The following is a 17,745-nucleotide window of genomic DNA, read 5'->3' as shown; positions in this document are numbered from 1 at the left end:
ACAGCGCCTGATGTCCAGCCCCCTGATAAACCGCCTTAAATCTGCGCATTATTGTCACGCCCCTGTCATCCGGCAGCCGTAACCTTGCCTGCGACATCTTCGTGTAACGTGGGGCTTGTATGGTGCGAAGCGCTAGATATAGTCGCAATCAAGGACGGGCTTGTCCTGCCCTTGACCCCGGTGCGCCGGGTGTCGAATTTTTGTCGGTCAGGGGCCTGGATGATGGACGGTGATTTCAGAACAGATTTTGTGCGCGATCCTGTCGGGCTGAAGCAATTTCCGGCGCTGGTGCTGAATGCTGACTACCGGCCCCTGTCATATTATCCCTTGTCGCTGTGGCCCTGGCAGGATGCGATCAAGGCGGCCTGGCTGGACCGGGTGGATATCGTCGCCGAATACGACCACACGGTGCGCAGCCAGCGGATGGAACTGCGAATACCCTCGGTCGTCGTGTTGCGTGAATTCGTGAAACCCCAGAAGCGCGTGGCCTTCACGCGCTTCAATCTTTTTCTGAGGGACGAATTCTCGTGCCAGTACTGCGGTTCGCGAAAGGATCTGACCTTTGATCATGTGGTGCCGCGTGCCCATGGCGGGGTGACAAGCTGGACCAATGTGGTCGCCGCCTGCGCGCCATGCAACCTGCGCAAGGGGTCGAAGACGTTGCGTGCCTCGGGGCTGACGCTGCGCAAACCTCCGCGTCCGCCCGCCGCCGAGGAATTGCGCAACATGGGTCGGCGGTTCCCGCCCAACCATCTGCACGATTCGTGGCTGGATTATCTGTATTGGGACGCCGAACTGGAAGCGTGAGCGCGATGGAGCCGCGCGCTGGCGCTGCACGCGGATTTTTGCGCAGATGCGCGCCGCGCGCCTCATGTTGGCGCAAACTGCGCGGGTTCTGGCGCAACCACTTTGACATTTGCGACCCCGCGCGCCACGTCACGGGGACGGGGCTGCGCTTTTGTGGGTCTGATCTTGCCGACACTGTCATGTTGCGGGGCAGCCTTCGGCACGGCGAGGGCTGGACTTGCGGCGCAGCGGGAAATAGATAAGCGTCGTTAGCGCTAACTTCTTGGGTCGACAGTTATTGGGAGAAGATCATGGTTTCTCGCGTTATTCCGGTTGATCCGTTCGATCTGGTGATCTTTGGCGGCACGGGCGATCTGGCCCGGCGCAAGATCTTTCCGGGCCTTTATCGCCGCTTCGTGGACGGGCAGGTGCCCGATGGTTGCCGCATCGTCGGGGCCGCGCGCAGCGAGATGGATCATGCCGCCTTCCGCGAATTCGTGGGCGCAGCATTGGCAGAGTTCATAGGCGACAGCCAGGTGCCCGACCAGGTCGCGGCATTTCTGGACATCATCTTTTATTGCCCGATCGATGCAAAGGGCACGTCGGGGTGGGCCGATCTCAAGGCGCTGATGCGCGACGGTCCGGTGCGTGCCTTCTATTTCTCGGTCGCACCGGCATTGTTCGGCGATTTGGCCGAGCGGCTGCACGACCACGGCATCGCCACGCCTGAAAGCCGGATCGTGGTGGAAAAGCCCTTCGGGAAGAACCTGGCGACAGCAAAGGCACTGAACGCCACGCTGGCGGCGCATTTCAACGAGGCGCAGATCTACCGGATCGACCATTATCTGGGCAAGGAAACCGTGCAGAACCTGATGGCGGTGCGCTTTGCCAATATCTTGTTCGAGCCGTTGTGGAACTCGCAATTCGTCGACCATGTGCAGATCACTGTGTCCGAGACCGTCGGCGTCGGCGGGCGCGGCGGATACTACGATACATCGGGCGCGATGCGCGACATGGTACAGAACCATCTGATGCAGCTTCTGTGCCTGATCGCGATGGAGCCGCCGAACAAGTTCGAACCCGATGCCGTGCGTGACGAAAAGCTGAAGGTGATACGCGCGCTGGATCCCGTCGCGGCAAGCGAGATCGTGCGTGGCCAATATCGCGGCCCCAAGGGGCATACCTATCTGGATGAGGTCGAGAATCCCGAAAGCGGCACCGAAAGCTACATCGCGTTGAAAGTGCATGTGTCGAACTGGCGCTGGAAGGGCACGCCCTTCTACCTGCGCACCGGCAAGAAGCTGCGGGGGAGGGCATCCGAAATTGCGATCATGTTCAAGGAACCGCCGCATTCCATCTTTGGCGAGGGCGAGGGTTGGAAGCAAAATGTCCTCGTGATCCGTTTGCAGCCTGATGAGGGCATGAACCTGCGGGTGATGATCAAGGAACCCGGGCCGGGGGGCATGCGCCTGAAGGATGTGCCGCTGGACATGTCGTTTGCCGAGGCCTTGGGCGCCGATGTGATCATCCCCGATGCCTATGAGAGGCTCATCATGGATGTGATCCGGGGCAATCAGACGCTGTTCATGCGCGGCGATGAGGTCGAGGCCGCATGGGCTTGGACCGATCCGATCATTCAGGGCTGGCGCGCGCGCGGCGACATGCCTGCGGGCTATGACCCCGGCACCTCGGGGCCCGAGGATGCGCTGATGCTGTTGCACCGCGACGGACGCCGCTGGCGGGAGATTGCGTGATGGAGTTCATTGAATACCCCGACCGCGAAATGCTGATGCTGCGGCTGGCAAGCTGCCTGCAATCAGACCTTGGGCAGGCGCTGCGCCGCAATGACCGGGTGACCTTTTCGGTTCCCGGTGGCACCACGCCCGGGCCGGTCTTCGACATTCTGTCCGATGTGGATCTGGACTGGCCGCGTGTCGATGTCGTGCTGAACGATGAGCGCTGGGTACCCGAGGACAATCCGCGGTCCAACACCGCGCTGTTGCGCGCGCGGCTGTTCCAGAACCGCGCCGCCCCGGCCGGTCTGATCCCGCTTTATGCCGACACGCCGACGCCCGAGGACGGGTTGCCCGGCCTGATAGATGGGGTGAGCGCGCATCTGCCGCTGGATGTCGTGCTGTTGGGCATGGGCGTCGATATGCACACGGCCAGCCTGTTTCCGGGTGCCGACAACCTGACCGCCGCGCTGGCCAAGGATGCGCCGCCTTTGATGGCGATGCGGGCTGATGGCGCAGGCGAGCCGCGCATCACCCTGACCGCCCCGGTGCTGCGGGCCGCGATGCATGTCCACATCCTGATTACGGGCGCCGAGAAACGCGCTGCACTGGAACGCGCTGCAACGCTGGACCCGGCGGAGGCGCCGGTGGCTGCGGTCCTTGCCGATGCGATGGTGCATTGGGCGGAATAATTCCCGCCTGACGCGAGGGTGACGACCGGGGCGCCTGTGCGTCACGAACCCGCCGCGCCAAAGGTCAGAGGCTGGCGACGATCCGTGCGGCCTCGGTCGCGCAGGGCGTCAACTTCGCGCGCTCTTCACCCGGGAAGAAGCGGGCGCGGGTGGCAGTGGGCATCGGCGCGGGTGTGTCGATCAGGATGCGCGGGCCGATTTTTGCGGCCTCATGCTGCCACGACCGTGCCATGGCGATCTGTGCGGCCTTGGAGGATCCGAATGTGCCGAAGAACCGCTTGCCTCCCGTTGCGTCGTCGAAGAACAGCGCGGTGCCCGCAGCAGCGGCGCGCAGCAAGGGTTCTACCATGGGGATCAGGGCGCCGGTGGCGCGGATGTTGGTGGCGATGGTCTTGTCCAGGTCCTTCAGCGCCATATGGCCCGCAGGCGACATGGGGGCGGCGTGGATCGCCGCATGCGCCCAGAGGTCAACACGGCCCCAGCGGTCATAGACCGACCGACACAGATGCCGCATCGCATTTTCATTGGTCACATCCAGCGGGGCCAAGGTGGCGCTGCCGCCCGCTTCCTTGATCCGATCGTCCAGTTCCTCCAACGCGCCGGTGGTGCGGGCCACGGCGATGATGTGCCAGCCCTGCGCCCCAAGACGTTCCGCCAAAGCCGCCCCCAGCCCACGAGAGGCCCCGGTGATCAGCGCGATTTTCTCTGATGTATCCTGTGTCATGCGGGCCATTTGCCACCTGCCGCGACAAAGGGCAAGACACTTGACTTTTGTTGCCCTGCGGCGGGATAACGCAACCTATAAGTTTCACATGGAAGGACCAACCGCCGTGACACGCAATCAACCCCTCATCCAGTCGCTGGGCGGCACGGATACGCTGACCCGCAAGATCATGATGGTGCTTTTCGGCACACTGCTGCTGGCAGTATCGGCGAAGATCAATGTGCCGATGTTCCCGGTGCCGATGACGCTGCAAACGCTGACGATCTCGCTCATCGGGCTGACCTATGGGTCGCGGCTGGCGGGTGTGACGCTGCTGGCTTATCTGGCGCAAGGCGCGATGGGGCTGCCGGTGTTCGCCGGGATCGGCGCGGGCCTTCCCTACATGATGGGGCCGACGGGCGGCTTTCTGGTTGGCTTTGTCGGCATGGCATGGCTGACCGGCTATCTGGTCGAACGGGGCCTTGATCGTGGCTTCGTGCGCCTGTTCATCGCGGCGTTCGTGCCGGCGCTGCTTTTGTTTGTGCCCGGGGTTGCATGGCTCTGGGCGGTTGCGCCCCTGACGCTGGAAAACGCTCTGATGGCCGGTGCTCTGCCGTTCGTCCCGGGTGCGGTGGTCAAGGCTGCGGTAGCGGCGCTGATCGTCACCGGCGCCTGGCAGTCGCTGCGCGCGCGCAAAGGCTGAGCCACGGGCACAGCCAGCCCGATTGTTGATGCAGAACGCCGCCCCGGGCCCCCGGGGCGGCGTTTTTGCTGCGCAGGACGGGGGCGCGGCGCGTTACCGGTAGCTGCGGCGCGAACAGGCATTGTAACATTCAGTCAGCGGCCCAGTGCTTTGCCATAGTCTCGCCCATATGTTCTGTCATGTGGATTGCACCGCAAGGATGGTTTACGGCATGCTCCGTTAACTTTGATCCGAACGCGGATCGGGGCGGCCTGCACGGGTCTTGTGGCAACGCAAGATGCCAGCGGCCACCAAAATGCGGCGACAAACCGGAAAAGCCGGTGCGGGCAGATCAGGCAAAGGCAAGGCAGGGCGCATGCTCGAATTCAGGACCGTCAGCAAATCTTTCTGGACGGGAAAACAACGCAAGGTGATCCTGGATCGCGCGTCATTTCAGGTGACGCGTGGCAATTCGCTTGGCATCCTGGCGTCGAATGGTACCGGCAAGACCACGCTCATCAACATGATGGCCGGGTTGGAAAAACCCGATGAGGGCGAAATCGAGCGGAACTGCAAGGTTTCGTTCCCGCTGGGCTTCATGGGCGGGGTGGTCACCCGGCACTCCGGCACCGAAAACGCCCGCTTCATCGCGCGGCTTTACCAGCTGGACCCCGATTATGTCGAAGCCTTTTGCCGCTGGATGTGCGACATCAAGGAATATTTCGATATGCCGGTCGGCACCTACAGCCAGGGGATGAAATCGCGGTTTTCTTTCGCGTTGATGTGCGCGCTGGAATTCGACCTGTATCTGATCGACGAAGGCATGCCACAGACCACTGATGTAGCGTTCAATCGCCGGGCGGGGCAGGTGCTGCGCGAAAGGCTGGACCGGGGCACGGTCGTTATCGTGTCGCACCAGCCCGAGACGTTGGAACGCTATTGCCACTCTGCGGCCGTGCTGCGGGATGGTCATCTGTATATGTTCGACTCACTGGAAGAGGCGAGGGCGCTTTATGACTACGACACCCAAGGCTAGGCGCTTTCGACTGCGCCGGTCGGGCAGCACGGACAGCGCGGGGGCGGGGCAACCTGCGCGGATGAACGATGTGCTGCGCTCGTTGCTGCAGGCGCGCGGCGGCAAGGCGCCTGACGAACTGGGGCTGTTTGATGAAAACGATACCAGCGCGACAGGCCTGCCGCAGGGCCGCAGGCGCGAGGCTGAACCGGCGGCGATGCCCGGGGACGGCCCCGGACCGGATCAGGGCGATGGCCGTCACGCCGCCGCCCCCAGACAGATGGACAGGCAGCCATCGGTGCCATCCGCCGCCCCGGATGTGTTCGACGCAGGTCCGATTGCGGCGCGCGATATTGCGCGGTCTGCCAATGCTGGCCGACAGCCAACTGGCAGCGCGGCCGGGCCGGGGACCACGACATCGCATCCCGCCCGTGCCAACGGGGCGACGGGTTCAGACGCAACAGCGACCGTCACAGGCGCTGCCGCCAAAGGTTTGGGACAGGCGACCTCCGGGGCGACCCAGGGCGCCGCAGCGGTTGAGGCCGAACACAAGCTTGCCGCCATCCGGGCCGAGGCGCTGACCGGACGGCAGTTGCGCATGGCGATGCGCGTCGCCACCCGGCACGGAATCCGCGCCGCCAGCGGCGAAGACGCGGTGCGCCAACTGCGCGAGCGTGGGATTGACCCGTTTGAGCGGTCGAACCTGATGGCGTTGGTCAAAAGCGACACCCAGCCGGGGACCGAACTGACCACGGACGCGCGTCAGACCCTGCCTGCCATGCCGCGTGCAACGCGGGTCGGGCAGGCCGACGGGGGTGTGAACCCGGCGCTGGCCGAAGCTGCGGCCGCACGCGAAAAGGATCTGGCCCGGATACAGCGGCAGATCATGCGGCGGCGGCGGAAGCGGATGCTGTTGCTCGGCGCGCGATTGTTCGTCTTTGTGACGATCCCCACCATGCTGGTGGCCTATTACTTCTTCTTCCTCGCCACGCCGCTATACGCGACCAACACTGAATTCGTGATCCAGCAGGCGGACTCGGGGGGTTCGTCAATGGCGGGCGAACTGGGCGGCATGCTGGGTGGGGCAGGGCTGGGCGGATCGGCCGACAGCGTGACTGTGCAGAGCTATCTGCAATCGCGCGGCGCGTTGCGGCGGCTGGATGCCGAGCATGGTTTCAAGGCGCATTTCAGCGGCGACAATATCGACATGCTGCGCAGGCTGGACCCTGACGCCACGGACGAGGCTGCGTACCGGCTGTATCAACGGCACATCATGGTGGGGTTCGACCCGACCGAAGGCGTGGTGAAGCTGGAAGTCATCGCCGCCGATCCCGAAACCAGCGAGCGCTTTGCCACGGCGCTGCTGGGCTATGCCGAGGAACAGGTGGACAGCCTGACCCAGCGCCTGCGCGAGAATCAGATGCGTGATGCCACGCAAAGCTATGAGGATGCCGAACGCCGGATGCAGGAGGCCCGCACCTCGGCGGTCGAACTGCAAGAGCAGTTCAACGTCATGTCCGCCGAGGTGGAGGTATCGATACTGTCGCAACAGATCACGGCGCTTGAAACCGAACTGTCGCAGGCCCGGCTGAGCCTTCAGCAGATGCTGTCGAATGCCCGGCCCAACACCGCGCGGGTAGAGCCGTTGCGCCGCCGTATCGCCAATATGGAGACTGAAATCGCCAACCTTCGGGACGGCATGACTCAAAGCTCGGGCGGCGAGAATTCGCTGGCACGGATGCAAAGCGAACTGATCAGCGCCGAGGCGGATGTCGAGACCAGGCAGATGTTGCTGGCGCAGTCGCTTCAGATGATGGAAACCGCGCGGCTGGAGGCCAATCGCCAGGTGCGCTACCTGTCGGTGGGCGTGACGCCGATCGCGCCGGATGAGCCGACCTATCCCCGCGCGGTGGAAAACACATTCCTGGCGTTTCTGGTGTTTTCGGGCGTGTATCTGATGCTGTCGATGACAGCCGCCATTCTGCGCGAACAAGTCGCGGCGTGATCTGACCGGACCTGCTGCCGTGCTGACCTGACGCCGTGCTGCCTTACCCCGCCGTTCCCTTCGGGTAGGGGTGGCGGGGTGAAAGGTGATCCGGTCCGGCCGCGCCGCCTCAGCCGATCATGGCGCGCGCGTGGCCGTTTTCGGCATAATGGCGTTGCAGGCGTTGCAGTCCGATGCGCAGCACAATCTTGCCGGAGCGCGCCGACCAACCCAGCCGCCGTTCTGCGGCCTCCAACCCTTCGAGAAAGCAGCAGCAGCGCAACACCATGTCTCCCAGTCCGGGGCCGAGATCGCGCAGGGCGGCGCCGACGCGCTCGCGTGCTGCGCGCGGGCCTGTCGCGCTATCCCCGCCGGGACCGTTGCTGCTGCGACTGGCGCCGGTAAGGAAGCTGTCCCAGTTCTGGGTGGTGCGCGCGCCCATCTGCGCGATCTCGAAATCTTCACGCAGACGCTCGGCCGCGACAATTAGGTCGTTGTCCAAAAAAGGCCGTCCATCGCGGTCGCGGCGGCGCGCCAATGTCATCACCGGCGATTCGGCGGTGGTGTACCGGGCCTTGCGCCCATCGGCCCAAGTGTCAGGCGTGCGGGCCAAGGGGGGCGCGCCCCCGCCGTCGCCCGCAGCCCCACCTTCCGAGTTGTCATCCGCCCTCGCTGCACTGCCGTCATCCGCTTGGATCATCTGGCGCAGGGCGCAGCGTCCGGTCGCGGTGATGGCATAGCTGGCGACCCGGCCCGGCTTGACGCAGGCAATCCAGTCTTGCAGCGCGAAGGCTTCGGCCATGGCGCGGTCCAGCACGGCGGTGCGCACTGCGCGCCCCTCGCTGTCCTCGCGCAGCACGACAGCCTTTTCCAGGTCCGGGGCGATGGCCAGAATGGCCCCCGCTTCGGTCAGGCGGCGTAAAATGCGACGCGCCTCAATGGTTTGCAGGCCATTGCTTTCAACGGCGTCGGGCGTGGTGTGGCGCAGATGTGCGGTCATGTTGCTTTGGTCCTTGTGCGAAGTGTCCTGCGCGCTGTTGGCGGCGACGCGTCCCAAACGGTCCAGCGCCTCATCCACAAGCGGATCATCGCGACGGTTTTCCAACCTGCGGACCTGGCGCAGAACGGTAGAGGGGTGGCACCCCCGCTGTTCGGCCAGACGGCGAAGCGAGACACCTTCATGCGTATATGACAGATAAACCTTAGCGGTATCAGGAAGCAATTCGGGCCAACTTTGCGTCAAGGGGATCAGCGTCGTCATGGTGTCTTCCTCGGTAGCCTCAGGTTGTTTCTGTGAGGTAAAATTACACATTCACAACTTTTGGGTGATATAGTTACTCGTTTGTTAAGAAACGTCGCAGCACCCATAATTGTGTGGAAATGCTAAACTTGGTTAAACGCTGCGAACGCCCGGTTTCGGGCTGACGCAACACGCGTGCGGGTTGTGCGATGATGTCCTGAGAGCAAACAGGAGATCACCGATGACCACCGCGCCTATCGACCTTGCAACCCTGCACCGTCCCCGGTTGCTGATCACTGCCGCCCGCTTTGGGCTTGCTGACTATGCCCGCACACGGGATCTGCGGCAGGCCCTCCGCTGCGGTGTCATGACGGCGTTGCCCGATGCGCGCGCGGCGGTGGACCAGTTGGTAGTGCTGGAGGCGATGCTGGAAGGGCTGCGCGTCGCCCATGACGCGGCCTACCGACCTGCGCGTCACGTTGCGGTGCTGACGGCACTGCTGGCCGAATGGCAGGTTGCATATGGTGCGGTCGACAATGTGGTTGCGCTCTGCGCGGCGCGGGACCGCGTGGCGGCACCCGCGATGCGGCGCGCGGTGGGGGGCTGACGCAGGCCGAAATATCGTGGACAATGGATTTCCACTTCCAGTCCCCGCGCAATCAAGAGGGCAGGGCAGGCCGCCCCGTTTCCTGACACCCGGGGCCTTCAACCCGCGCGCGGCGATGTCCTTGCATCCAAGCCGCTGCCCGCAGTCTGCTGCGTCCAGTCGGCTGGCTGCGCCCTGTGACGCTTTGCGGTCCTTGGTCGCCGAGTCGCTGCGCCCAGGCATGTGCCACCAACGGGTCAGACCCGTTTGCATACGGCCTTCGCAGCACGCGTCCGACCTCTAACCGAAGGCGTCTGGCTCTGCTTCTTTCTTGCGTGCGACAAAGTCGATCAGGGCCTGGTGAATGCCTTCGTCCAGCGGAGGTTGTTGGTAATCGCCCAGCATCTTCGCCACCCGCGCCGCCGCCAGCACCTGAGTGTCGCGCGCGCCCTGGTCTTCCCAGGTCTCGAACGGTTTGTAGTCCAGAAGGTCGCTACGCCAGAAGGCGTCCTTGAAATTGGCCTGTGTATGCGCGCAGCCCAGGTAATGCCCGCCGGGTCCGACCTCGGCAATCGCATCCATGGCCTGACCATTTTCCGACATATCCACGCCGCGTGCCAGATGGTGGAGCGCGCCCAACTGGTCCGCATCCATCACGAATTTCTCGAAGCTGGCGACCAGCCCGCCCTCCAGCCAGCCGCAGGCGTGCAGCATGAAGTTCACGCCTGACAGCAGGCCCATGTTCAGCGAATTTGCCGTCTCATAGGCGGCCTGTGCATCCGGCAGTTTCGATCCGCAAAACGCCCCCGATGACCGGTAGGGCAGACCTAGCCGCCGCGCCAGTTGACCCGCCCCATAGGTAATCAGCGCGGCCTCGGGCGTTCCGAAGGTTGGGGCGCCCGAATTCATGTCGATCGAGGTGACAAACGCCCCGAAAATCATGGGCGCGCCGGGGCGTATCAACTGGCTGTAGGCTACGCCCGCCAGAACCTCGGCCAGCACTTGCGTCAACGTGCCCGCCACTGTGGTGGGGGCCATCGCGCCGCCCACGATGAAGGGAGACAGGATGCAGGCCTGCCCGGCGCGGGCGTAGATTTCCAGCGCGCCCATCATCACACCGTCGAACGTCATGGGCGAGTTCACGTTGATGAGGCTCGTCATCACGGTGTGCTCGCGCATGAAATCGACGCCGAACAGGATCTCGCACATCTCAACCGAATCCGCCGCACGGCTCGGTTCGGTGACCGAGCCCATGAAGGGCTTGTCCGATAGCGTCATATGGGCCAGCAACATGTCCAGATGGCGCTTGTTCACCGCCACATCGGTGGGTTCGCATACCGTGCCACCTGAATGGTGCAGCCATTTCGACATGTAGCCCAGCCGCACGAAGTTCCGGAAATCCGCGATGGTGGCATAGCGCCGTCCCCCCGCCAGATCCCGCACGAAGGGCGGGCCGTAAACCGGGGCCAGCACCAGGTTGCGCCCGCCGATTTCGACATTCCTGGCTGGGTTGCGGGCATGCTGAGTGAAGGTTCCGGGTGCGGTCGCGCAAAGCGTGCGCGCCAGCCCGCGCGGGATGCGCACCCGCTCGCCCTGCACATCCGCGCCTGCATCACGCCAGACCTGCAGCGCGGCGGGGTTGTCCGTGAAATTCACACCGATCTCGGCCAGCAGGGTTTCGGCATTGGTCTCGATGATTTCCAGTGCCTCTGGCGTCAGCACCTCATAGTTCGGAATGTTTCGGCTGATGTAGCGCGCGGTCTCAATGCTGACCGCGGTGCGTTCGGCCCGCCGTGCCGCCCCGCCGCCGCCCCGCGCCCTACGTCCCGCTGATCCGTCCGACATGCCCACACCCTTTTTCCGCGCCGGTCCGCATTGCGCGGCCTGCCTGTCGTTTTGTTTAGCGCAGTCGCGCGCGCCATGCCGACGGTTTGCGCCACTGTCTGGGTGCAAAACGACATTTCAAGAGGCGTGATTCCGGCGTGGCCCCTCTTGCCTTGGGCGCGGGCGCGGCCTAATGCAAAGTCATGACACATGATGCCCAACACGACCGCCTTCTGATCATTGATTTCGGCTCGCAGGTGACGCAGCTGATAGCGCGCCGCTTGCGCGAGCTGAATGTCTATTGCGAGATCCATCCGTTCCAGAACGTCACCGACGCGTTTCTGGCGGATTTCGCGCCGCGCGCCGTGATCTTGTCGGGCGGCCCGGCTTCGGTCTTTGCGGATGGGGCGCCGATGCCGCCGCAATCAGTCTTCACGCTTGGCGTGCCGGTGCTGGGGATATGCTACGGCCAGCAGGTGATGACGCATTGCCTGGGCGGTCTGGTGGAACGCGGGCATGGCACTGCGGAATTCGGCCGTGCCTTCGTGTCCCCCACCAGCGAGGCGCTGACTTTGCTCGACGGCTGGTTCGATTTGGGCCGCGAACAGGTCTGGATGAGCCATGGCGATCATGTGTCGCGCCTGGCCCCCGGTTTCAGCGTCTACGGCACCTCGCCACACGCACCTTTTGCCATCACCGCCGATGTGGCGCGCCAGTTTTACGCCGTGCAATTCCACCCCGAGGTGCACCACACCCCGAAGGGCGCGCAGCTTTACGCAAATTTCGTGCGGTTGGCGGGCTTCAAGGGCGACTGGACCATGGATGCCTACCGTGAACAGGCGATTGCCAAGATCCGCGAACAGGTGGGCGATGCCCGCGTGATCTGTGGGCTGTCGGGTGGGGTGGACAGCTCCGTCGCCGCCGTGCTGATCCATGAGGCGATCGGCGACCAGCTGACCTGTGTTTATGTCGATCACGGTCTGATGCGTCTGAACGAATCCGAGCAGGTCGTGGGCATGTTCCGCGATAAATACAACATTCCGCTGATCCATGCCGATGAATCCGACCTGTTCATCGACGCGCTGGAGGGGGTCTCCGACCCCGAGATCAAGCGCAAGACCATCGGCCGTCTGTTCATCGAAGTGTTCGAGAAACACGCGAAGTCCATTGGCGGCGCGGATTTTCTGGCGCAGGGCACGCTCTACCCCGATGTGATTGAATCGGTCTCTTTCAGCGGTGGGCCGTCGGTGACGATCAAATCGCACCACAATGTCGGTGGCCTGCCTGAAAAGATGGGCATGAAGCTGGTCGAACCTCTGCGCGAGTTGTTCAAGGATGAAGTCCGGGCGCTGGGGCGTGAACTGGGCCTGCCGGAAAGCTTCATCGGGCGCCACCCTTTCCCCGGTCCCGGGCTGGCCATCCGCTGCCCCGGCGAGATCACGCGTGAGAAGCTGGAAATCCTGCGCCGCGCTGATGCCGTTTTCATCGACCAGATCCGCAAGCATGGGCTCTACGATGACATCTGGCAGGCCTTCGTTGCGCTGCTGCCGGTGCGTACCGTGGGCGTGATGGGCGACGGGCGCACCTATGACTTTGCGTGCGCGTTGCGTGCGGTGACGTCGGTTGATGGGATGACGGCGGATTACTACCCGTTCAGCCATGATTTTCTGGGCGAGACCGCGACGCGGATCATCAATGAAGTGCCGGGCATCAACCGCTGCACCTATGACATCACCTCCAAACCCCCCGGCACGATTGAATGGGAGTGACCTTATGATTACCCTGACCGGAAAACTGATCTGCGCAACAGAGGCAGAGGCCGAATTGGTGCGCGCGCATCTGCCCGAACACATTCGCCTGACAAACGCCGAGCCGGGGTGCATCGCATTCACCGCAGTTCCGGGCGAAGACCCGCTGGTCTGGCAGGTGGATGAGGCATTTGAAGATCGCGCTGCATTCGAGGCGCATCAGACCCGCACCAAAGCCAGCGACTGGGCGCGCGAGACGGCGGGCATCCAGCGCGATTTCAAATTGTCCGAGGGCTGACAGGCGGCGGCGTTGTTCCCATTGGGAACCAACGTACGCGCTGTGCGCCGTGGCGCTTCAACCGATCTGAATAAGGGGGGCAGCGTCAGACGCTGCCCCCCTTATTTTGTGTACTTGTCGAAAACGAAGGCCTACCGGCCCGTTTACCCTGTCAGCCCGGCAATATCAGCAGGCGTGGCGAAAGCGCGGGTTTCCGCGCCCTTGGCGATGCGTTTGATCATGCCCGACAGCGCCTTGCCCGCGCCGATCTCCCAGAACTCGGTCACGCCCTGTTGTGCCATCCATGTCACCGACTCACGCCAGCGCACAGCGCCGGTGACCTGTTCGACAAGCAGTGCCCGGATTTCCTCGGGGTCTGTCACCGGCGCGGCACGGACATTGGCGATCAGCGGCACCACTGGCGCGTGCAGCGTTACTTGCGCCAGCGCGCTTTGCATGACTTCGGCTGCGGGCTGCATCAGCGCACAATGGAAAGGGGCAGAGACCGGCAGCATCAGCGCCCGTTTTGCGCCGCGCGCTTTTGCCAGTTCCGCCGCGCGTTCCACTGCATCCTTGTCGCCCGACACCACGATCTGCGCGGGGTCGTTGTCATTGGCCGCCGCGCAGACCTGACCCTGCGCTGCCTCGGCCGCCACGGCGCGCACCGTGTCCAGATCCAGGCCCAGAATCGCCGCCATGGCCCCCACGCCCACCGGCACGGCATCTTGCATCGCCCGGCCCCTGATCCGCAGCAGACGCGCGGTATCGGCAATGCTGAGCGCCCCGGCGGCGGCCAGCGCGGAGTATTCACCCAACGAATGGCCCGCGACAAAGGCCGCGTCGGTCACCGACACGCCCTCGGCCTCCATCGCGCGCAGGGTGGCCAGCGACATCGCCATCAGCGCGGGCTGGGCATTGGCGGTCATCGTCAGGTCATCGGCGCTGCCGTTCCAGATCAGGTCTGACAGCTTTTCCCCCAATGCCTCATCGACCTCGTCGAAGACGGCGCGGGCGGCGGGATAGGTCACCGCCAACTCACGCCCCATGCCGATGGTCTGCGCGCCCTGACCGGGAAAAACGAATGCTTTGCTCATGCCTATGCCCCTGTTCACAATGGTGCGGCAGGGATAGCGGGTTGCGCGGCACGGCGCAACATCAGTGGCAAACGGGGCGCGCGCGGCCCCCCGTCATGAACGTTCAGTCCATCGCCTTGAAGTGGAACTCGCCGCCCTCTTTCAGCCCCGAGGGCCAGCGCGAGGTGACGGTTTTGGTGCGGGTGTAGAAGCGGAAGGCATCCGGCCCATGTTGGTTCAGGTCGCCAAACCCCGATTTTTTCCAGCCGCCAAAGGTATGATAGGCCAGCGGTACGGGGATGGGCACGTTGATGCCCACCATGCCCACATTGACGCGGGCGGCAAAATCGCGCGCCGTGTCGCCATCGCGGGTGAAGATCGCGGTGCCATTGCCATATTCGTGGTCCATGGCGAGTTTCAGCGCCTCTTCATAGCTGCCCGCGCGCACCGTGGACAGGACGGGACCGAAGATTTCCTTCTTGTAAATATCCATGTCGGGCGTGACGTGGTCGAACAGATGCGGACCGACGAAAAAGCCGTTCTCGTAGCCCTGAAGCTTGAAGCCGCGTCCGTCCACCACCAGTTTCGCGCCCTGCTCGATGCCAGATTCGACCAGCCGTTCGATGTTGTCCTTGGCCGCTTGCGCGACGACGGGGCCGTAGTCTACGTCATTGCCAGCCGTGTAGGGGCCGACCTTCAGCTTTTCGATCCGCGGGATCAGTTTTTCGATCAGGGCATCGGCGGTCTTTTCGCCTACCGGCACCGCGACCGAGATCGCCATGCAGCGTTCGCCAGCCGCGCCATAGCCCGCGCCCACCAGTGCGTCGGCGGCCTGATCCATATCCGCATCGGGCATGATGATCATGTGGTTCTTGGCACCGCCAAAGCATTGCACCCGCTTGCCCGCCGCGCACCCGCGTGAATAGATGTAATGCGCAATCGGGGTCGATCCGACAAAGCCAATGGCCTGGACCGTCTCGTTGTCGAGGATTGCGTCGACCGATTCCTTGTCGCCGTTGATGACCTGCAACACGCCATCGGGCAGCCCGGCCTCTTTGAGCAGTTCGGCCAGCATCAGGGGCACCGAGGGGGCGCGTTCTGAGGGTTTGAGGATGAATGCATTACCGCAAGACAGCGCCGGACCCATTTTCCAAAGCGGGATCATGGCTGGGAAGTTGAACGGTGTAATACCTGCGGCGACACCTAGCGGCTGGCGCATGGAATAGAGGTCAATGCCCGGCCCGGCGCCGTCGGTGAATTCGCCCTTTAGCAGTTGCGGCGCACCGATGCAGTATTCGATCACCTCCAGCCCGCGCTGGATGTCGCCCTTGGCATCCGGCAGGGTCTTTCCGTGTTCGCGCGACAGTGCCTCAGCCAGTTTGTCCATGTCGCGGTTCAGCAGTTGCACGAAGGCCATCATCACCCGCGCGCGGCGCTGCGGGTTGGTGGCGGCCCATGCTGGTTGCGCGGCCGAAGCGGCCTGTACGGCCGCGTTCAGCTCTTCGGCGGATGCCAGCGGCACGCGGGCCTGCACCTCGCCCGTGGCGGGGTTGAAGACATCGGCGAAGCGGCCAGACGTGCCTTTGACGTGCGCGCCGTTGATCCAATGGGTCAGTTCTTGCATCTGGTCTCTCCTCCAGTGTGATGAATTGCCCGCAGTTTAGCCTTGCAAATATGCGCTGAAAAGGGCGATTTCCTCAAAAGGGTTTTGCATGAATGCAAAGGTGGGGCGATGGACTGGGACGATATGCGGGTTTTTCTGGCCGTGGCACGGATGGACAGCCTGTCGCGCGCCGGGCGGGCGCTGAAGCTGGACCCCGCCACGGTGGGGCGTCGGGTGGCGCGTCTGGAGCAGGGGCTGGCGGAGCGGCTGTTCGTGAAATCACCACAGGGTTATGCGCTGACCGAAGCCGGGCACCGCCTGCTGGGTCATGCGGTTGCGGCGGAACAGGCGATGGCGGGCGCGCGTGACGCGCTGACCGGCACTGCGGATGGGCTGACCGGGCAGTTGCGCATCGGCGCACCGGATGGATGCGCCAACTACCTGCTGCCGCAGGTGATCGCGGCGATCTGTGATGACAATCCTGGGCTGGAGGTGCAGATCGTCGCCCTGCCGCGCGTCTTCAACCTGTCGCGGCGCGAGGCTGACATGGCCATCGCCGTCAGCCGACCCGAGGCCGGGCGCCTGACCGTGCAGAAGATCACCGATTACCACCTGCATCTGGCCGCGGCGCGCGATTATCTGGCGCGCCAGCCGTTACCCGACATGGCTGCGCTGCGCGACCACCGCATTATCGGCTATATTCCCGACATGATTTTCGACAAGGAACTGGATTATCTGGCCGCCACCGGGCTGGACCGTCTGACGCTGGCCTCAAATTCTGTGTCAGTGCAACTGAACTGGGTGCGCCAAAGTGGGGGCGTCGCGGTGGTGCACGATTTCGCGCTACCTTCCGCGCCCGAGGTGTCGCGCGTGTTGACCGAGGTTTTCAGCCTGACCCGCGCCTTCTACCTGATCCGCCATGCCGACGACCGGCAGGTGGCGCGGCTGAACCGTTTTGCCGATGCCCTGACGACCGGCCTTCGGCGCGAGGTTGCGCGGCTGGAAAGATTGGCGCGCGAACAGGGTCAGTAGCTGCGGATCAGCCCGACCAGACGGCCCTGCACTTCAACCTGATCGTCGCGCAAAATACGAGTTTCATAGGCGGGGTTCGCAGCCTCCAGCGCGATCATGCCTTTCTGCCGCCGAAAGCGTTTCAGCGTCGCCTCATGCCCTTCGACCAGCGCCACGACGATATCACCATTGTCCGCCGTAGTTTGTTCACGGATCACGACGATATCGCCGTCATTGATGCCCGCCTCGATCATGGAATCGCCCTTTACCTCCAACGCGTAATGCTGGCCCCGGCCCGACAGCATCGACCCCGGCACCGCGACGGTATGCGACACCTGCGCAAGCGCTTCGATGGGTGTACCAGCAGCGATGCGGCCCATCACGGGCAGCGACATCGCCTGCGCCACCTCGATATCATAAGACACGCGGGGGCGGGGTGCGGGTTGGGACGCGGGGGTATCGGGCAGATCGCCATCGACAACGGTTGGGCTGAAGCGCGGTGTCGCCATCGCCTCGGGCAGTTTCAACACTTCGATCGCGCGGGCGCGGTGCGCAAGGCGGCGGATAAAGCCGCGTTCTTCAAGCGCGGTGATCAGACGGTGGATGCCGGATTTCGACCGCAGGTTGAGCGCATCCTTCATTTCGTCAAACGACGGGGGCACGCCATCGGCCTGCACGCGGGTGTGGATCAGTTCCAGAAGTTCGATCTGCTTGCGTGTCAGCATGTGAGGGCGCTCTCCAATCAAATGTCCCCCATGTTCTATCTGTGTTCACCTTATGTGTCAATA

At 63.7% G+C, this 17,745-nt stretch carries 16 protein-coding genes; 10 read left to right on the top strand and 6 right to left on the bottom strand.

The features are described 5' to 3' along the window. Positions 1 to 222 precede the first annotated feature (222 nt). The 3 genes from H9529_RS05585 to pgl all read left to right on the top strand — a co-directional run bounded on the left by H9529_RS05585 (position 223) and on the right by pgl (position 3,211). Positions 223 to 807 (top strand): HNH endonuclease, encoded by a 585-nt coding sequence (locus tag H9529_RS05585; protein ID WP_092891090.1) that lies wholly within the window; start codon positions 223 to 225, stop codon positions 805 to 807. 290 nt (positions 808 to 1,097) lie between these two features. After that, on the top strand, positions 1,098 to 2,540 hold the full coding sequence (gene zwf, locus H9529_RS05580; RefSeq protein ID WP_092890751.1) for a glucose-6-phosphate dehydrogenase: 1,443 nt from the start codon (positions 1,098 to 1,100) through the stop codon (positions 2,538 to 2,540). Then, the gene (gene pgl / locus H9529_RS05575; RefSeq protein WP_092890748.1) at positions 2,540 to 3,211 is read left to right on the top strand and encodes a 6-phosphogluconolactonase; all 672 of its coding nucleotides are present in this window, start codon (positions 2,540 to 2,542) and stop codon (positions 3,209 to 3,211) included. Before zwf ends, pgl begins: the two co-directional genes overlap by 1 nt. Positions 3,212 to 3,275: 64 nt before the next feature. Here pgl and H9529_RS05570 read toward each other — a convergent pair whose 3' ends face one another. Further along, positions 3,276 to 3,935: an SDR family NAD(P)-dependent oxidoreductase gene (locus H9529_RS05570; protein WP_092890744.1), complete on the bottom strand. Its 660-nt coding sequence runs from the start codon at positions 3,933 to 3,935 to the stop codon at positions 3,276 to 3,278. A gap of 106 nt (positions 3,936 to 4,041) precedes the next feature. Between H9529_RS05570 and H9529_RS05565 the strand changes: the two genes are divergently transcribed. The 3 genes from H9529_RS05565 (at position 4,042) to H9529_RS05555 (ending at position 7,616) form a co-directional block, all read left to right on the top strand. Further along, positions 4,042 to 4,617: a biotin transporter BioY gene (locus H9529_RS05565; RefSeq protein WP_223814308.1), complete on the top strand. Its 576-nt coding sequence runs from the start codon at positions 4,042 to 4,044 to the stop codon at positions 4,615 to 4,617. A gap of 355 nt (positions 4,618 to 4,972) precedes the next feature. Beyond that, on the top strand, positions 4,973 to 5,632 hold the full coding sequence (locus H9529_RS05560) for an ABC transporter ATP-binding protein (RefSeq protein ID WP_092890741.1): 660 nt from the start codon (positions 4,973 to 4,975) through the stop codon (positions 5,630 to 5,632). Then, a complete protein-coding gene (locus H9529_RS05555) occupies positions 5,610 to 7,616 on the top strand; it encodes a capsule biosynthesis protein (RefSeq protein ID WP_143033521.1) in 2,007 nt (668 codons plus the stop codon). The genes H9529_RS05560 and H9529_RS05555 overlap by 23 nt, the downstream gene beginning before the upstream one ends. A 109-nt stretch (positions 7,617 to 7,725) precedes the next feature. On the opposite strand, the gene H9529_RS05550 is transcribed toward H9529_RS05555, so the two are convergent. Next, positions 7,726 to 8,856: a DUF6456 domain-containing protein gene (locus H9529_RS05550; protein WP_092890735.1), complete on the bottom strand. Its 1,131-nt coding sequence runs from the start codon at positions 8,854 to 8,856 to the stop codon at positions 7,726 to 7,728. 220 nt (positions 8,857 to 9,076) lie between these two features. Here H9529_RS05550 and H9529_RS05545 point away from each other — a divergent pair, with 220 nt between their 5' ends. Beyond that, positions 9,077 to 9,442, top strand: coding sequence for a DUF6477 family protein (locus H9529_RS05545; protein WP_176847179.1), 366 nt, complete (start codon positions 9,077 to 9,079; stop codon positions 9,440 to 9,442). 279 nt (positions 9,443 to 9,721) lie between these two features. Here H9529_RS05545 and H9529_RS05540 read toward each other — a convergent pair whose 3' ends face one another. Beyond that, on the bottom strand, positions 9,722 to 11,266 hold the full coding sequence (locus H9529_RS05540; RefSeq protein WP_092890732.1) for a trimethylamine methyltransferase family protein: 1,545 nt from the start codon (positions 11,264 to 11,266) through the stop codon (positions 9,722 to 9,724). Between the two features lie 182 nt (positions 11,267 to 11,448). On the opposite strand from H9529_RS05540, the gene guaA reads away from it, so the two are divergent. After that, on the top strand, positions 11,449 to 13,014 hold the full coding sequence (gene guaA / locus H9529_RS05535; protein ID WP_092890730.1) for a glutamine-hydrolyzing GMP synthase: 1,566 nt from the start codon (positions 11,449 to 11,451) through the stop codon (positions 13,012 to 13,014). Positions 13,015 to 13,018: 4 nt separating this feature from the next. Further along, positions 13,019 to 13,291 (top strand): putative quinol monooxygenase, encoded by a 273-nt coding sequence (locus tag H9529_RS05530; RefSeq protein ID WP_092890727.1) that lies wholly within the window; start codon positions 13,019 to 13,021, stop codon positions 13,289 to 13,291. 143 nt (positions 13,292 to 13,434) lie between these two features. Here H9529_RS05530 and fabD read toward each other — a convergent pair whose 3' ends face one another. Next, positions 13,435 to 14,364 carry an ACP S-malonyltransferase gene (gene fabD, locus H9529_RS05525; RefSeq protein WP_092890724.1) on the bottom strand — a complete coding sequence of 310 codons (930 nt, stop codon included), beginning with the start codon at positions 14,362 to 14,364 and terminating at the stop codon, positions 13,435 to 13,437. A 103-nt stretch (positions 14,365 to 14,467) separates the two neighbouring features. After that, positions 14,468 to 15,967 carry a CoA-acylating methylmalonate-semialdehyde dehydrogenase gene (locus tag H9529_RS05520; RefSeq protein WP_092890722.1) on the bottom strand — a complete coding sequence of 500 codons (1,500 nt, stop codon included), beginning with the start codon at positions 15,965 to 15,967 and terminating at the stop codon, positions 14,468 to 14,470. 108 nt (positions 15,968 to 16,075) lie between these two features. Between H9529_RS05520 and H9529_RS05515 the strand changes: the two genes are divergently transcribed. Then, complete coding sequence (locus H9529_RS05515) at positions 16,076 to 16,978, top strand: LysR family transcriptional regulator (protein WP_092890719.1); 903 nt, start codon at positions 16,076 to 16,078, stop codon at positions 16,976 to 16,978. Here the strand turns inward: H9529_RS05515 and lexA are convergent. After that, on the bottom strand, positions 16,972 to 17,682 hold the full coding sequence (gene lexA, locus H9529_RS05510; protein ID WP_092890716.1) for a transcriptional repressor LexA: 711 nt from the start codon (positions 17,680 to 17,682) through the stop codon (positions 16,972 to 16,974). The two genes, H9529_RS05515 and lexA, sit on opposite strands and share 7 nt — an antisense overlap. Positions 17,683 to 17,745: the final 63 nt, after the last annotated feature.

This window comes from Roseicitreum antarcticum (assembly GCF_014681765.1).
GTDB classification, from domain to species: domain Bacteria; phylum Pseudomonadota; class Alphaproteobacteria; order Rhodobacterales; family Rhodobacteraceae; genus Roseicitreum; species Roseicitreum antarcticum.
The sequence above is the reverse complement of the archived record's forward strand: the minus strand, read 5'-3'. Positions and strand labels throughout refer to the sequence as shown.

Bases quoted from the DNA above. Each gene is read 5' to 3' on its own strand.
- H9529_RS05585 (WP_092891090.1), top strand. From the start codon at position 223: ATGGACGGTGATTTCAGAACAGATTTTGTGCGCGATCCTGTCGGGCTG.
- zwf (WP_092890751.1), top strand. From the start codon at position 1,098: ATGGTTTCTCGCGTTATTCCGGTTGATCCGTTCGATCTGGTGATCTTT.
- pgl (WP_092890748.1), top strand. From the start codon at position 2,540: ATGGAGTTCATTGAATACCCCGACCGCGAAATGCTGATGCTGCGGCTG.
- H9529_RS05570 (WP_092890744.1), bottom strand. From the start codon at position 3,935: ATGACACAGGATACATCAGAGAAAATCGCGCTGATCACCGGGGCCTCT.
- H9529_RS05560 (WP_092890741.1), top strand. From the start codon at position 4,973: ATGCTCGAATTCAGGACCGTCAGCAAATCTTTCTGGACGGGAAAACAA.
- H9529_RS05555 (WP_143033521.1), top strand. From the start codon at position 5,610: ATGACTACGACACCCAAGGCTAGGCGCTTTCGACTGCGCCGGTCGGGC.
- H9529_RS05550 (WP_092890735.1), bottom strand. From the start codon at position 8,856: ATGACGACGCTGATCCCCTTGACGCAAAGTTGGCCCGAATTGCTTCCT.
- H9529_RS05545 (WP_176847179.1), top strand. From the start codon at position 9,077: ATGACCACCGCGCCTATCGACCTTGCAACCCTGCACCGTCCCCGGTTG.
- H9529_RS05540 (WP_092890732.1), bottom strand. From the start codon at position 11,266: ATGTCGGACGGATCAGCGGGACGTAGGGCGCGGGGCGGCGGCGGGGCG.
- guaA (WP_092890730.1), top strand. From the start codon at position 11,449: ATGACACATGATGCCCAACACGACCGCCTTCTGATCATTGATTTCGGC.
- H9529_RS05530 (WP_092890727.1), top strand. From the start codon at position 13,019: ATGATTACCCTGACCGGAAAACTGATCTGCGCAACAGAGGCAGAGGCC.
- fabD (WP_092890724.1), bottom strand. From the start codon at position 14,364: ATGAGCAAAGCATTCGTTTTTCCCGGTCAGGGCGCGCAGACCATCGGC.
- H9529_RS05520 (WP_092890722.1), bottom strand. From the start codon at position 15,967: ATGCAAGAACTGACCCATTGGATCAACGGCGCGCACGTCAAAGGCACG.
- H9529_RS05515 (WP_092890719.1), top strand. From the start codon at position 16,076: ATGGACTGGGACGATATGCGGGTTTTTCTGGCCGTGGCACGGATGGAC.
- lexA (WP_092890716.1), bottom strand. From the start codon at position 17,682: ATGCTGACACGCAAGCAGATCGAACTTCTGGAACTGATCCACACCCGC.